General features: G+C 41.4%; 9 protein-coding genes and 1 pseudogene. 6 read left to right on the top strand and 4 right to left on the bottom strand.

Translation table 11 applies throughout. The annotated features are described in order from the left end of the window. Positions 1-7 precede the first annotated feature (7 nt). The 3 genes from ACFX4X_RS01180 to ACFX4X_RS01170 all read left to right on the top strand — a co-directional run bounded on the left by ACFX4X_RS01180 (position 8) and on the right by ACFX4X_RS01170 (position 5831). A complete protein-coding gene (locus ACFX4X_RS01180; RefSeq protein WP_089362004.1) occupies positions 8-910 on the top strand; it encodes an ABC transporter permease in 903 nt (300 codons plus the stop codon). A gap of 208 nt (positions 911-1118) precedes the next feature. Beyond that, positions 1119-4853, top strand: a complete 3735-nt coding sequence (locus tag ACFX4X_RS01175; protein ID WP_377380966.1) for a S8 family serine peptidase — start codon at positions 1119-1121, stop codon at positions 4851-4853. A gap of 561 nt (positions 4854-5414) precedes the next feature. Then, the gene (locus tag ACFX4X_RS01170; protein WP_284469215.1) at positions 5415-5831 is read left to right on the top strand and encodes a hypothetical protein; all 417 of its coding nucleotides are present in this window, start codon (positions 5415-5417) and stop codon (positions 5829-5831) included. Positions 5832-5977: 146 nt separating this feature from the next. Here ACFX4X_RS01170 and ACFX4X_RS01165 read toward each other — a convergent pair whose 3' ends face one another. Further along, positions 5978-7423 (bottom strand): aminotransferase-like domain-containing protein, encoded by a 1446-nt coding sequence (locus ACFX4X_RS01165; protein WP_284469216.1) that lies wholly within the window; start codon positions 7421-7423, stop codon positions 5978-5980. A gap of 125 nt (positions 7424-7548) precedes the next feature. On the opposite strand from ACFX4X_RS01165, the gene ACFX4X_RS01160 reads away from it, so the two are divergent. Then, positions 7549-8157: a LysE/ArgO family amino acid transporter gene (locus ACFX4X_RS01160; protein ID WP_284469217.1), complete on the top strand. Its 609-nt coding sequence runs from the start codon at positions 7549-7551 to the stop codon at positions 8155-8157. 263 nt (positions 8158-8420) lie between these two features. Next, positions 8421-8787 (top strand): annotated as a pseudogene (locus ACFX4X_RS01155) (transposase); the annotation flags it as partial. A gap of 257 nt (positions 8788-9044) precedes the next feature. Here the strand turns inward: ACFX4X_RS01155 and ACFX4X_RS01150 are convergent. From ACFX4X_RS01150 to ACFX4X_RS01140, 3 genes are all read right to left on the bottom strand, one after another. Continuing rightward, on the bottom strand, positions 9045-12017 hold the full coding sequence (locus ACFX4X_RS01150) for a DEAD/DEAH box helicase (RefSeq protein WP_377380960.1): 2973 nt from the start codon (positions 12015-12017) through the stop codon (positions 9045-9047). Beyond that, positions 12010-13635, bottom strand: coding sequence for a hypothetical protein (locus ACFX4X_RS01145; RefSeq protein WP_284469219.1), 1626 nt, complete (start codon positions 13633-13635; stop codon positions 12010-12012). The genes ACFX4X_RS01150 and ACFX4X_RS01145 overlap by 8 nt, the downstream gene beginning before the upstream one ends. A 569-nt stretch (positions 13636-14204) precedes the next feature. Further along, entirely contained in the window at positions 14205-15098 is an 894-nt protein-coding gene (locus ACFX4X_RS01140; protein WP_377380957.1) for a helix-turn-helix domain-containing protein, read from the bottom strand. A 539-nt stretch (positions 15099-15637) separates the two neighbouring features. On the opposite strand from ACFX4X_RS01140, the gene ACFX4X_RS01135 reads away from it, so the two are divergent. Further along, positions 15638-15955, top strand: coding sequence for a hypothetical protein (locus ACFX4X_RS01135; RefSeq protein ID WP_089361999.1), 318 nt, complete (start codon positions 15638-15640; stop codon positions 15953-15955). Positions 15956-15975: the final 20 nt, after the last annotated feature.

The following is a 15975-nucleotide window of genomic DNA, read 5'->3' as shown; positions in this document are numbered from 1 at the left end:
GAAACTCATGCCTGAAATTGCAACGAATACATCGCCAATCCTTCCTCCTAAAGAAACAGAGGAAAAAGTCATCTCTCCCTGGAAGGAAGGATGGAAAAGCTTTAAGAAAAATAAGGTAGCCCTTGTTGGTATGGGGATTGTCTTATTTTTCATCTTAATCGCCATCTTCGCGCCGCTTATAGCACCCTATTCATTTGAGGGGCAAAAGCTAAGTGACAAACATTTGGCACCGTCTGCGGAACACTGGTTTGGAACGGATGAATTTGGCCGTGATATTTTGAGCAGGGTCATTTATGGCTCGCGCATATCAATAGGAGTCGGCTTTTTATCTGTAGCAGGGTCTGTCGTGGTTGGATCTTTTTTTGGAATCATTGCCGGGTATTACGGTAAGTGGATAGATACAATAATATCGAGGGTCTTTGACATCATTCTGGCATTCCCAAGTATATTGCTTGCCATTGCCGTAGTGGCCGTTTTGGGGCCTTCTCTTCGCAATGCACTCATTGCCATTGCCATCGTCAACATCCCTATATTCGGGAGGCTTTTACGTTCGAGAGTTTTAACGGTGAAAGAAGAGGAATATGTAACAGCTGCCAAGGCAATAGGAATGGGGGATGGCAGGATTCTACTTCACCACGTCCTTCCGAACAGCCTTGCACCCATCATCGTTCAAGGTACTTTGGCGATTGCCACCGCCATCATTGAGTGTGCAGCACTCGGGTTCCTTGGTCTCGGTGCTCAACCGCCGGCACCAGAGTGGGGTAAAATGCTTGCCGATTCGAGGTCATTTATCATTCAGGCACCATGGACGGTGCTGTTTCCTGGTCTTGCGATTATGCTAACTGTCCTCGGCTTTAACTTAATGGGTGATGGACTGCGCGATGCTTTGGATCCAAGAATGAAAAACTAGAAGTAAATGGGTGATGTTAGTTTTAACATCACCATCTTTTTGTCGATTATCTTGTGAATCTATTAATTTATGAAAAATAATGACAATATCCTAGTTCTAAATAGGAAAATAGTGACTATTATCTCTTAAATCACCCCAAAAGTTGTGATACTTTTATACTCAGTAAGAAAATTCCAAATATTCATTATTTTAGAGGAGGAAAAGTTCATTGATTAAACGTAGCTTGTCCATTCTAGCAATCTTTCTATTAGTGTTTACTGCAAGCGTTTCCGCTGCCCAGCTTCCGAATTCACCGAGCGGCTCTGGTGAAGGGAAGAAAAATCAGCAGAATATCCTGAAGTTGAAGAAAAACGATATGGGAAAGAATTATAAAAGTAACGAGAAGGTCAGGGTCATCGTAGAGATGAAGGAAGCGCCTGCGATAGAAATAGCTTCCAAAGAGGGTAAGCTATTTAAACAGTTATCGAAAAGTAAGAAACAACAATTAAAGTCTGAAAAGCTGGCTAACCAGAAGAAATTGAAAAAAAAGGTGAAAGCGAAAAAAATAGCTTTCAAGGAACTTGAAAGCTTTACGACAGTCGTCAATGGGTTCAGTGGTGAACTTCAGTATGGTGAAATCAAAAAGGTGGAAGCCATGCCTGAAGTTGCTGAGGTACATATAGCGAATGAATATGAACGTCCTGTAGAAAAACCCGAGATGCTTTATAGTAAAGAACTTGTCCAAGCCCAGGAAGCTTGGCGGGAATATGGATATAAAGGCGAAGGGATGGTCGTCGGGATTATCGATACTGGAATCGACCCATCACACCGTGATATGGTCCTAAACGACGAGAATAAGGCAGAACTGACTGAAAGTGAAATTAGCGGAATAAAGGAATCTAGCCATCTATTAGGCAACTATTATACGGCGAAGGTACCTTATGGATACAATTACATGGATGAAAATGAAGAAATCCTTGACCTTGGTGAAGGGGCCTCCATGCATGGAATGCATGTAGCAGGAACCGCTGGCGCCAATGGGGATGAAGAGAATGGCGGCATTAAAGGGGTTGCTCCTGAAGCCCAGCTGCTAGCATTGAAGGTCTTCGGAAATGATCCCGCCATGCAAACAACTTGGGGCGATATATATATTAAGGCAATTGACGATGCAATCATCCTTGGGGCAGATGTGCTGAATATGAGCCTTGGTTCCACTGCAGGTTTTGTATCAGCAGAAGATCCTGAGCAGCAGGCGGTATCTAGAGCTGTTGATAATGGGATTCTCATGTCGATTTCAGCAGGAAACTCGGCTCACTTTGGAAATGGATTTGCAAACCCGTCAGCCTCGAACCCGGATATTGGAGTTTCAGGTTCACCTGGACTTGCTTATGATTCGGTACAAGTTGCATCGGTCGAGAATAACTATATGGATTTGGATGCGGCGACATATGATATAAACGGGCAAGCAGGAAAAGCGCCGTTCATGTCGGCCTCAAGCGTACATCCCAATGCATTAAAGGATAAAACATATGACTTGGTCGCTGCAGGTCTTGGGACGCCAGGGGAGCTTTCCAAAGTGGATGTAAAAGGAAAATTCGCCCTCATCGAGCGCGGCACGCTTTCTTTTATAGAAAAAGCGCAAAATGCCCAGGCAGCAGGAGCGGCTGGCGTGATTATTTTCAATAATGCTGACGGATATATCTCCATGGCTACAGATCCAAGCATCACCATTCCGCAGCTGTTTATGTTGAAATCGGATGGTGCAAAGCTGAAAACGGCCTTAATGGATGGAGAAAAGGTGAAGATTACCTTTAATGGTGATAAAACAAAAGCTGTAAATCCAGAAGCAGGAAAAATGAGCTCATTCAGTTCATGGGGAGTCGCACCGAACCTGGACTTCAAACCGGAAATCACTGCTCCAGGCGGACAAATTTATTCGACGTTGAACAATGATGAATATGGTATGATGAGCGGTACTTCGATGGCTGCACCACATGTTTCCGGCGGCTCTGCACTGGTTCTTGAAAGAGTGGATAAAGACTTTAAATTAGATGGATTTGCCCGGGCAAATTTGGCTAAGAACCTGATGATGAATACTTCAAAACCATTAACGGATCAGGGTGTCGTAAATAAGGCCCTTGACTGGGATAACCCTTACTCGCCTCGCAGGCAAGGAGCTGGAGTCATGCAGCTGCAAGCCGCATTGTCCACACCAGCTGTTGTGACGGAGGCATTCACGAAAGAAGCGAAGGTTGCAATGAAGGAGATCGGCAATAAGTTCGCGTTTACTTTAAAGGTTGAAAACTTCAGCAACAAAGCAGTCAAATATGATGTAAAAGGAAATATCCAAACAGACTATGCAATCCAGGGACAACTGGGTTATTCCGCTAACCAGTTAGAAGCACAGGAAATTAAGGACGCTTCAATTAAAATCAATAATAGAAATACAAATAAGATTACCGTACCTGCAAAAAAATCGGTTACATTCGAAGTGAAAGTGGACATATCCAATGCAAAGGTGCTTGGAGATGACCTTCAGACTCTTGTAGACATTGACAAGGTCTTCCCAAATGGATATTTTGTTGAAGGGTTCATATCATTGAAGGATCCAGCTGACACTCATCCGGAACTGCATGTACCGTATGTAGGGTTTAAAGGGAAATGGGACAAGGCACCGATCCTGGATGGCACTATATATGATAAAGAGTCTTTCTATGGCAGGGCAGGAGGAGTATCGACAGCAGGGAAAGATTTCACTTATCTTGGCTATGACCCTGCAGGAAAAACATTTAATGGCAAAAATATTGCCATTTCCCCCAATGGCGATGGAGCACAGGATGACTTCGTGCCGGTCCTATCATTCTTGAGAAATGCGAAAAAGGTAGAGTTCAATATATTGAATGGTGAGAACAAATCAGTCCGGAAAATTCGCACGGAGAATAATGTGCGAAAGGACTATTATGATGGTGGAAAAGGGTCTGCATACACAATTAATCCAGCCCGTAAATGGGACGGTAAAATCAATAATGCACTCGCTAAGGATGGGGTCTATTATTTTGAAATCAAAGCGATGATAGATTACGAGGGTGCAAAATGGCAGACGTTTAAAATGCCTATCAAAATCGATACGGTAAAGCCGACAGTCAAGATTTCGAAAAAAGGTAATGTATTAACCATCCAAGGTAAGGATAATTTGAATGGTTCAGGACTTGCCTATTACGATGTACAAGTCGATGGAGCATCCATAATGGAAGAGCCGCTTCCAGCGAATGCGAAACAATTCACTCTACCTGATGTAAAAGGGGAAAAGGTTCAGGTAGTGGCAATTGACTATGCAGGTAATGAAAAAACGGCTGAAACTGAATTAGCTAATGATTCAGCTCCAATCGATAATCATGCACCAGCTGTAAAGATCAAAAGTCCTGAGGCCTTAAGCGTGAACAATAAAAATAAAATCAAAATAACAGGAGATATTGAAGAAGCGTCGGAAATCAAAGAATTTAAAATCGATGATAAAACGGTCCCTGTAACGTATAACAAAACGAATAATAAATATGAATTCACTTATGAAAAGAAGTTTGAAGATGGCGTCCAAAACTTTACGGTTAAAGCAACGGACAAATGGGATAACACGGTTTCCTTTAAACGGACGATTATGGTCGATGCAACAAAACCAGGTTTAAAAGTAAAAGGTGTACCGGCAACTGTGGGAGTCAAAGGCAAAAATCCAAAAGTGGATGTGACGGTAGAAGATAATTTCGATGAAATCCGCCTTTATCTAAACGGAAGCGAAGTTTTCTATAATGAATTCAAGGAACCATATAAAATGCGTGCCTATAAGAAGAAGATAGAGGATTTGGAACTGCCGCTTAAATCAGGCAACAACAAGTTTGAATTTAAGGTGACCGATCTTGCAGGAAATGAATCGAAGAAATCCTTTAACATCAATAAAGCAAAAAAATGACCAAAAACAGCCCTCTTATCCAAGAGGGCTGCAGTTTGTAGACATAATTGATTTTACCGATAGTTTTTTTGAGGGTTTGTGTAATTAGAACGTTGATTGGAACTTTTTTAAAGAAAGGCTGTTTTCACATACTTTGTTGCTATTTACCAGGTAGTGAGTTGTGGTTGATTTCCCCTCCAGATGCTCGCTTTCCGCGGGGCGGGCGGTGAGCCTCCTCGGTCTCACCTGTCCTGCTGCTCCCGCAGGAGTCTCGCACTTCCGCTCCAATCAAACTTAAATAGTTTCGTTTTAAAAACAACAATCTTTACGAAAAGAGCCTAAAGAAAAAACTGAAGGCAAACTCGCTTTATTCAAATTTGTCTTCAGTATGAGTCCTCTTATCCAAGAGGGCTTTTTTTCCGGATTATGGATTTGAAGTATAATTCTTTAGGTGTAGTTTCCTGTGTTTTCACTGTGCTAATATGGAAATCTATTAGTGGGGAATTATTTTTATTATTTAGCAGGTATTTGGTGAAAGATAAAGGAATTAGGTATAAAGAATCATAAAAAAGGAGGATGTCTATGATTTATAAGAAGAAATCGAGCAAAAAGGTATATAGTCGTGGAATTACAGTGAAATTTGAAGAAATAGGAAGCCACAGGTCAAATCTTACAAAACCAAGTTTTTTTGATGCACTTCAGCACGTCAATTCTCCATTTGAAAAGGAGCCCCGCTCGGATTCACCCTATAAGGATTATCCCCTATGTCAGGAGGTTACCCTTTCCTTTTTTGAAAAGGGTGCTAAAACATCTATTAATTATGACCCCCACCAAGAAAAAATCACCATTGAGGAAAGTTCAGATGAATATCAGCAGAATAAGGGTGAGGCGCTTACCGCAATCCTCGATCATATTATGATCAATCATGGAAATCACCATTCTTTTTTCATCATCCAACCGAAAGAGTGGAATGTAAAAAGGAAGGCCGCTACCCCGTGATATCCTCTTTAACTTTCTTAGGCAGGTGACTGTCGTTAAGTGAAACGTAATTCGACAACTTCTTTACCCACTCAGATTGTTCAGTTCAATAAGAATGGGGCTGCCAAGGCAGCTCCATCAATGTCTCAACACGATGATGTCATGTATCAAATCAGCCGCCGAATGATCTTTGAGAGGGTTTGGATACCATAAGCTAATTGTTCCTCCGAGGCGTATGAATATGAAAGCCGTAGATGCGTATTGTTATTTGGTTCATATATGTACCCCGGATTAAGGAGAAGATTCTCCTTTATCGCTTGCTTGAAAAGGTTTTGATTCACAATTGGTTTACATAACTTTACCCATATATAAAATCCGCCTTGAGGTATTTGCCATTCTGCAAGTCCCTTAAAATACTGATTAAGAAGAGATAATGTAAAATCTCTACGTACTATCAACTGATGCCTTAGCCACTCTAAATGTTTTGTATATTGACCACTTTCTAACCAGTCTGCGACAAGGTGTTGAGACAGTGCACTGGAACCGTAATCCATTTGCATTTTAATATCTGCTAAACGTTCAATCACAGTTATTGGACCAGCAATCCATCCGATTCGCAATCCGGGGCTCAATGTTTTGGACATACTGCCAATGTGCAATACAAGGCCATCTGTATCAAGGGATTTTATAGGTAACGGTGGTCTCTTTTCAAACCACAAGTCACTATATACGTCATCTTCAATAATCGGAATCTGTTCTTTTTTGCATGTGGATAAGAGGTTTAGTCTTTCTTCTTTAGTCCATGTAGTATTGGTTGGATTGTTAAACGTTGGAACAGTATAAAACAGTGACGCTTTCTTCCTTCCATTGATGCGCTTTATTTGTGTCGGAATACTTTCCCGGCCTTGTTTTGATAAACCTACTAAGTGCATCCCCGCAGATTGAAAGGGATGAACAGAATTTAAATAGGAAGGGGATTCATGTAAAACCATTGAGCCCTTTTGAAGTAAACCAACTGAAATCAACTGGAGTGCTTGAAGCCCGCCAGAAACGATCATGAGGGAGCCTGGGCTAGCGTTGATTCCTTTTGTTTCTAAATAAACACTTATACTTTGGCGTAGCCTCTTATCACCCTTGGGTTCAGAATAACCTAATGAGTGGGCGTCAAAAGAAGTGGATTGCAAAGACTTTTCGATTTTTTTAGTAGGCAATAGAGTTGGAGAAAGTTCGCCGGTGCCCAATCTGATGATGGCAGAGTCCGTTTCATGCTGATTAATGTCCTGAATCGTTTTTAAATTAGGTTCATGAAGGCCATTGCGGACATAGTTTTTCCAGTCGGGCTGTTTGCTAGAGACGAGCACATTCCATGTGTTATTCGAAACGAATGTGCCAGATCCAACCCTAGTTTCTAATAATCCGTCCGCAATCAATTCATCCATAGCTGTAATGATGGTACTTCGGTTTACGCCAAAAGAATCGGCTAATGAGCGTTGTGAGGGAAGCTTGGTCGCAACCGGCCATTCCCCTTGTGTAATTTGTTGTTTCATCCAATCTACTATTTGTTGGTGTAGTGATATGCTCGACGGCCGGTTTGGCCTCCAGTCGATAAACATACGAAAACCACCCCTTTCATGTTCTAAATTCATTATAAATTGGTTGGGTTGAATACCAACCAAATGGAGGGTCAATTCCTTTGTCTTTTTCATTATACTGAATGTGAATGGAGGGAAGTATTCGTATGGGACCATTTTTTCATGGATTATTATTGGCATTGGGGCTGATACTTCCATTAGGAGTGCAAAATGTATTTATTTTTAATCAAGGTGCAATCCAACCGAACTTAAAAAAAGCATTGCCTGCAACAATCACAGCTGCCATTTGTGATACAGTGCTCATCCTGTTAGCTATTTTGGGTGTTTCGTTGATTGTCATGCAATATGATTGGTTGCGTCTTACATTAATCATATTCGGAGTCATTTTTTTATTGTATATGGGTTTTCAAATTTGGTCTGCCAAAGCGAACCCACAGTCGGACGCTCAAACTATGCAAATGTCCACCAAAAAACAAATTGTATTTGCCTTATCAGTATCATTACTGAATCCACATGCAATCTTGGATACGATAGGTGTAATCGGTTCGAGCTCACTTGTTTATTCAGGAATGGATAAAGTGATTTTCACGGGAACATGCATCGTTGTGTCATGGTGCTGGTTCCATGGATTATGTTTTGCGGGAAGATTGTTGAAAAAGGTTGATGCATCAGGCAAATTCCTTGGAATATTAAATAAAATCTCTGCAATCATCATCTGGATTACGGCACTCTATATGGTGAAATCGATTTTTTGAAACAGAAAATGACATCTGAGTTCGAACTTGACTACAGTCTTTTTATGGCTTGTACAATTTGAACATTGATTGGAACGTAGGGCACTCGCTTTCCGCGGGCGGTCCGCCCTCGGCTTGCGCCTGCGGGGTCACCCCTAGACGCGCTTTTCCCGCAGGAGTCTCGCACACCCGTTCCAATCAACTTTGTTATAAAATTAAAATCTCTTTTTGCCTACAGTCCTTTTTGTTTTAAAATGGAAGTGTTAAAACTTTAGGTGATGACGATGCTTTCGAAACATGATTCCATTCAGCGAGATCAACTTGAAATGATTACTTTAGATCAACTGGTGCCAACGACCATTTGGTTCGAAAAATGGAGGCCACCATTGACTTCTCATTCAATATGACTTGGTGAAAGATATGTATTCAGAGGTAGGACGCACAAGTATTGATTCAGTTATTTTAGTTAAACTGACATTCATTCAATATAACTTCGGTATTCGTTCCATGCGTAAAACGAACGAAGGAGTTGAAACAAATATGGCTTACCGGTGGTTCTTAGGCTATGGTTTCCATGATAAAGTGCCTCTTTCAACGTTCGGGAAAAATGATGAGCGACACTTTATAGATACAGACTTATTTGAACAGATTTAGATCGATGGTGGATGGCTACTTAAGTATGGGCGGACAGGGAAAGTTATATACCAGTCCAGAAAGCTATTAAAGGTTTTCAGAGTTTGAAAAATGAAGTAACTGAGGTCATTTTTGCAGCATTAACCTGTGCTTTTTGAATAAAAAGGAGAATACATATCGAATATGTATTCTCCTTTATTTTCTTATGTCTTGATAAGCTAGCATGCCCTCATTCAACTTCGTATCGTGAGAGCGGATTTTTGAGTGTGAGAACATTATTGAAGAGCAACCAAGTCCTTGATTTCCTCTGTGGAAAGTTCGGTGATCCAGTTGTCACTGCTGATGATCTCGTCGTTCAGGGCTTGCTTTTTGTCAAGCATCTGGTCAATTTTTTCTTCCAGTGTCCCTGTGCAAATTAGCTTATGAACATGAACGAAACGCTGTTGTCCAATTCGATATGCACGGTCGGTTGCTTGATTTTCAACAGCTGGGTTCCACCAGCGATCATAGTGAATCACGTGGTTTGCTTCTGTTAGATTCAGCCCCGTGCCTCCTGCTTTCAACGACAGGATAAAGACAGGGAATTCCCCATCTTGGAATCGAGTGATCATATCATCACGCTGCTTCTTGTTCGCACTCCCGTTCAGGAATGGCACTTCAAAGCCATACCGTTTTTCCAACAATTCCTTCATCATATTGCCCATACCAATATATTGAGTGAAAATGAGACAGCTTTCATCCTGTTCGCGGACAGCATCGACAAGCTCAGTCAGCTTCTCGAGTTTGCCAGAACGGTTAGGCGCCTTCATGATGTTTTCCTTTTCCATCTCTTTTAAGTAAAGAGCCGGGTGATTGCAAAGTTGCTTTAGCTTATTCAGCATTTGCAGGATGATGCCTTTTCTTTCGAAGGCCGACAGTTGTTCGATATCAGTGAATGTATCTTTGATCAGTTGTTCATACAACGATGCTTGCTCCGTGGTAAGCGGTACGAATTCCTTTTGTTCTTGCTTATCCGGCAGATTAAGGGCGACTTCTTTATCGCGTTTTGTACGGCGGAGCAAAAATGGCTGTATCAAACGCTGTAATTCTTTGATTTTATCCTTCTGTTCATCACGTTCAATGGTTGCCACATATTTTTCCTGAAACTGTCCTAGCGTTCCAAGATACCCTTTATTTATGAAATCAAAAATCGCCCATAGCTCACTTAAACGGTTTTCCATTGGCGTACCCGATAAGGCAATATGATGCCTGCCATTTAGCTTGCGGACCGCTTTGGATTGCTTTGTTTGGGCATTCTTGATGTTTTGTGCTTCATCAAGGATCACGCTGCTCCAATGGATGGAGGATAGTTCAGCTGCATCTTGGTGGGTAAGGCCATATGATGTTAAGACAATATCATGATCCACTGCTATTTTAGTAAATGCTTCACCTTTAGCCCGATTAGACCCGTAGTGAAGGTGAACTTTTAGTGTTGGTGCGAATTTCTCCAATTCCTTTTGCCAGTTGCCTAGGACGGATGTTGGGCATACGATGAGCGACGATTGTACAGAGACCGATTCGCATGTAGCGGTATTGACCTCAGCCTCTTCGCAGCTCTCTGCGTTACTATCCTCATCAACAATGATCGGTTCACTCTTTTGTATGTCCATATGGGCAGTGGGCAGCTCTTTACTGGCTCCTTCTTTGTCTTTTACATGAAGGAGGTAGGCTATCATCTGAACTGTTTTTCCAAGCCCCATATCGTCAGCTAGACAAGCACCAAAGCCATGCTCCCTTAAAAAAAGGAGCCAGCTCATGCCCAGTTTTTGATAGGGGCGTAAATCGCCTTGAAGTGCATTAGGGACGGGCAGGATGGAGATGTTTTTGGTTTCCCTGAGTCTTCCCACCATTTTACGAAGCTCCTGGTTCAATTCAAATTGAATTCGGAGCATTTCGTCGTTTTCAGAATCACTATCGTCATCTTCATTTTCGCCGTTCAACAGTTCCTGCTGCAGCAAGTCAGTCAGTTGGATTCCTTTTTCATTAGCTGTTTCCATCAGCTCCTGAATTTGCTTAATGAAAGCGGGGTCAAGCTTGACCCATTGGCCGCGGATGAAAACAAGCCGCCTTTTTTCATCGACGAGCTCCTCGAACTCCGCCTCAGTGAGCTCTTTTCCATTTAAAGAGAACCGCCAATCAAAGTCCATTAAAGCTTTTAACCCGACATAAGAAGGGCCGCGGTTCGATTGGCTCTTTACTTTCGCCTTCACCTTCAAAGAGGACTCCTTCAAGGCAAGCCACCAGGATGGAAGGAGAATTTCGACGCCAAGAAACAGGAGTTTTTCGCTTGCGTCGGTCAAGAATTCCCATGCATCCGTTTCCGAAATCTCCCTTTTTAGACGTCCATTCTCTCCAAGCCATGGTACGACGAGTTGCCAGCGTTTCGTAGCACGCACCACTTCACTTGCATACTTATTCCAGCCGCGCGGCAGTTTTTTTCCTGTATAGGTTTCGATGATATTCTCATCCCTTTTGGAACGAAGGGTAACATCAAGTACCCAGGGCCCATTACCATCCGGAGGCTCAGTCAAACGGAGGCCTATAGTGAATGGTTTGGGATCGGGCTGGGTCCCAAGCCATTCCTGCCAGCTGTCTTTGTCAAAAAAGGCCTGCAATTCTTCGGGGGAAAGTCTTGAATCCTTTAATGCCCCGACTGCTTCACTCCATTTATGCTGCATAGGTGAGTAGTTTTTTAAATACATATTAGCGGCACCGTTATACCATTTCTCGATAAAAGTCCGATTGGTTTCCACTTCTGGTGAAGGGAGATCTAAAGATATTTCTTCTTCCCAAAAGGAAGGGACGAATTCCTCCTCTACCTCTTCCGGCAGCTTCCAGCCGATGGAGTCCAACTGAAGATTAGTGAAATCCGGTACGGGTATCCCTGCTTCGATGGATTCATGAAGAACAGGCGCAGCAGACAGGCAAAGGGAGGATATCTCCGACCATTCCCATTCTATGAAGGAGTTGAAACTTTCCTTCGCAAAAAAGTTGAGGAGTCCCCAAGCGTCAAGAATGAATACAGGATTTCCATCAATGGTATCCGAAGTCATTTTAGTTCCATAAAAGCTTGCGTCATCCCAATTGAATAGCAACCTGCGTATATAATTCGTGTTGAGGAAGGCATTCTCTTCATTGACGGCACCAAGGGCGTAGGATCCGTTTTCGAGAGCCGCTATTTTGATTTTTAATTTCCCTGGATTAAACATCGATAAGCTTACCCCTTTTTAGTTCTTCTTGGAAAGCGCGAAGCCGTTTGGTTGAATCGGCCACATACAGAATATAACGTTCGAATACGTCTTCCTTTTTGCTCTTTTTATAGATGGTGCGCATCCTTTTTAAATAACGGACAGCTTGCTTATAGGCAGGCCGGTTTTTTAAGGAAACTTTTTCCTGGACCGCATGGTAATAAAGGGGCAGGATTAGTTCCGGTTCTTTAGAGACCACTTCTTTGATGGATTCACTGCTGATTAAGTCAATGCTGATTTCTGAGTAAATATGCATCTCCACCCATTTTTTATATTGTCCTTGTTCAAAAAGGAAATTTGCATAGTTCCAATAGCTGTGCGGAAGGGTGGCTCTGTAAAATTTCTCTAGCAAATCGTTCCGTTTTAATTTATAACAGCAACTGCTGATTAAAGTCGTAAAGGTCCTTACGAAGTCTACCCGCTGATAATAATCGGATAAATCGGCAAGGAACTCCTGGACATTAGCGATGATGAATTCAATGAAAGGAATGGCCCGTGACCGATTGTCTGATTCAGACAGGAGACTCAGCCAATAAAAAATGTATGGACAGGCTTCCTTCTTCAATTCATGGAGAAGTCCAATCGCTTGTTTATCTTGATTCTCCAGAAGGGAAAGGTGAATGGCTGCGAGGGAATAGGACGTCCTCTCAGTTGTGCCCATATACTTCTGAGGAAGTTCTTTCTTGATTCGTTCCAGTTCCTCTTTACGCCATGAGGAATTGGAGAATAAGAAGCTCCAAATCTCCCGGTAGAGATCGATCTTTTCATATTCTAGACCTTCTACTCCGTCAAGTAATTTAGCTACATCTTCCTTGATGCTGAAAACGAAGGGGTCAAAGGCGAAGGGCCTGGCTTGCCGGCTAAGCGGCTGCACCGTTTCATGCAGCTCTTCCGCTAGGTCGACAGCAAGTGCATAAAAGACCCGAATCGTTTGTGGCTGACTTTTATGTAACTGAATCATTCTCAGTGTCAGCTGCATCGTGCAAAATTGCGTAACAAAATGATAAAGCAGTTTCCATTCCCTTTCCATTGGAGCTTTAGAGCTAAGGCGTTTAAAGTATGTTTGTATATGGTTTTCAATTATATAAGTAGGCTCGCCTATATGGGGCTCGACATGTTCAGCAAAGGTTGCATTCACGAATTGCTTCCATGAAGGATAGTTTTTATCTAAGATGAGGGATTTCTCCCCCGCTTGTTTAAGTAATTCACTCGCCCGTTTTACTTGCCGCAGTGCTTGGGCGGTTGAGGTATCTTTTGGTGCTTTCCATTCACTCAGCCAATCGGAAACACTAGCGTTTTCTGAATACGCAGAAAAGAAAACGGCCATTTGATGCCGGCAAATGAACCTTGAATCACATGTACAGCTTCCATCCTGAGGGAAGAGAAGATTCAACCTGGACTTAAAGCGAGTCTCATCCTGTACCTCGGCCACAATCGTATCTACCGATTCTTCTTTAATATCAACAAGCCCCTGACGGTATAACTGGAGCCCTTGATTCACCACGTCCGAATCTTCCGGATTCCCGACCTCCAAAAATTCCGCCAGCCTTTCCCCAACTAACAACAACTCCCGCTCCATACTCTCCTCCTTCAGGGTCAATCCCTGTTAACCAAAATTATATTTTGTATATCATGAACTATCAGTAACCATATTATTGCCTCGGTTAACCGAGGATTTGACGTGTATATTACATCCCGAGCAATTGCCGCAATGCCTTTTTTTAGCCATCATATGCATCATGCTGGACTTATTTCATGGCCGTTCACTTTGCATCTTCATCCATTTAATCGAACAAATCATCAATGCCACAAGCCGTATATTCATTTAAACCCTGTAAAAGTCAATATCGTCAAAAACCCTCATGAATATAAGCAGTTCGGATATATAGCCTTCCAAACAGGAATAACTGGTCTTCAAGATAACGATGCCACGAATCCTTCATCCTCTTCACACTCACGAAACCAAGTGATGAGGGGCCGGAACCCTTTTTTAAAAGTGGGTTTTTGAAGCATCTCTTTATTATACTTCATTTTGGCTTGGAATTTGAAATGTAGAATAGAGGTTTTGGAATTGATATGTGATAGATTCTACATATTCTTGTGAATGGGAATAGCCATTCCCGTGGGGAATGGCTTTAATATATGGAATTAGTCTATTTTCATTTCATTCTTCCAACTGTCCAACTTTTTGTTGATGAATGTAGCAAAGGTATGATTTTTTTGTAATGTGAAGAGAAATGCTGACTTTTCCAAGTACTCTTTTGCCTCATCAAAGTTACCTACGAGTTCAAAATTATAACCTAAATGGTAATGTAAATCCGCTAAAGCATATAATTGATCATGTTGGAGGCACCACTTTATGGCATCTTGGCAGCAGGTAATGGACTCCTCATATCGGACCAGGCGTGTTAACACTCTGCCAAAATTATAGGACAAACGTGTCTTTAGCGTTTTATCCGTCAAAAAAGGCAGGGCTTTCAAGTGATCTAAAGCTTTCCTTAACAAGGCAAATGCATTTTCGTATTGTTCTTCGGCAACATACATTACACCTAGGCTACTCAAGATTTCAAGTTCCCGTTCTGAATAAATTTTATCAGTCGTATGAGTGATGGCGATGGCCTGATTAATAAATTCAATGGCTTTATCTAAATCTTTATTTTTTTCGTATTCGTATATCCCCTTGTGCCAAAGTATCAATTGATGATTCTTTTTATTCTGAAGAAAGAGAGGACTGTTCTCCTCAGCCTTTACAATTTGCTGCATTTCCTCATAATTTCGGGTTCTTCTGGCTATTTTTAATTGATAAATCACTTCTTCCACGTAATCCAGCCTAGGGGTCATTCCAATATCGAAAAAATAGTTTACATCAACGCCTAAACGTTGAGAAATTAAGTAGAGAGTGGATGCATATGGATAGACATCGCCTTTTTCAATCTTACTGATCTGTGCTTGTGTACAAATGCCGGATGCCAACTCTTCCTGGGAAAGTCCGATTTGTTTACGTAGCTCTTTGATCTTTTGTCCAACTGCAAAAAAATCCATTTTGATTCTCCTTGAAATATGCCTAGAGTTATATTTTGTTATGAAAAATCGGTGAAAGCTATATGTACATGTCCTTAACTGATTAAATAGATTCTTTAGTCGAAATATATGGTTTAAAGAAATGTGGTTAAATATAACTATAGAATTAATTTCTATTTTAACCAATATTTTTTTAAAGAAAAGGAGGAATGACCTATGAAAAAAAGTACTAAAGCATTAGTCGTATCTTTTCTTATCATCGCTGCTTTCGTTATTGTCCCAAGCGAATTACCAGGCCTTTACGCAGAACTTCCAGGTTTATATAAATAAGTAATGAAGCTTCAATCAATCATTCAGCATCTTCATTTGAAGATGTTTTTTTTTTTTATCAATGGATTATTCTTTTGCGCATATTCCTGTAGTTATAATTATCTATGCATTGGGAGTGTAAGGTCCATTTGGTAGGTGTGGAAGAACCGTGAGGGTAGTTTGGAACGCCTATTTCCTTTTATTAATTTTGTTATAGTGTAAATAACAAAACGGGGAGAGGTGTAAGGTTAATGATTGATATTAATATGAAAGTTCAACCCTCTTTTTACGATGAAGAATGTGCCATTGTGTTTTCTTTTTACTTTGATGAGGCAACCAGGAAAATTGGTGAAGCCGTGGTGTACACATGCAAAAAATCGAATGAAAAAGAATACAGCCATGATCATATAGATACAGATGTACAAGAAAAAATCGCTTATATTAAAGAGTTTGCCATTGTAGATGAATATCAGGCAACCTCCATGAAGAAAATCCAACATTTTTTGAATGTAATCGGTATCAAAAAATGTGTGAGGCATAACCTTCAGGGAAATGAAATCGCACTTTAAACGATAAAAACTCATGACAT

Origin of the sequence: Peribacillus sp. YIM B13481 (assembly GCF_042787985.1) — a bacterium.
Taxonomy (GTDB): domain Bacteria; phylum Bacillota; class Bacilli; order Bacillales; family DSM-1321; genus Peribacillus; species Peribacillus simplex_A.
Note: the sequence above shows the minus strand (reverse complement) of the source record. Positions and strands in the feature narration are given on the sequence as shown.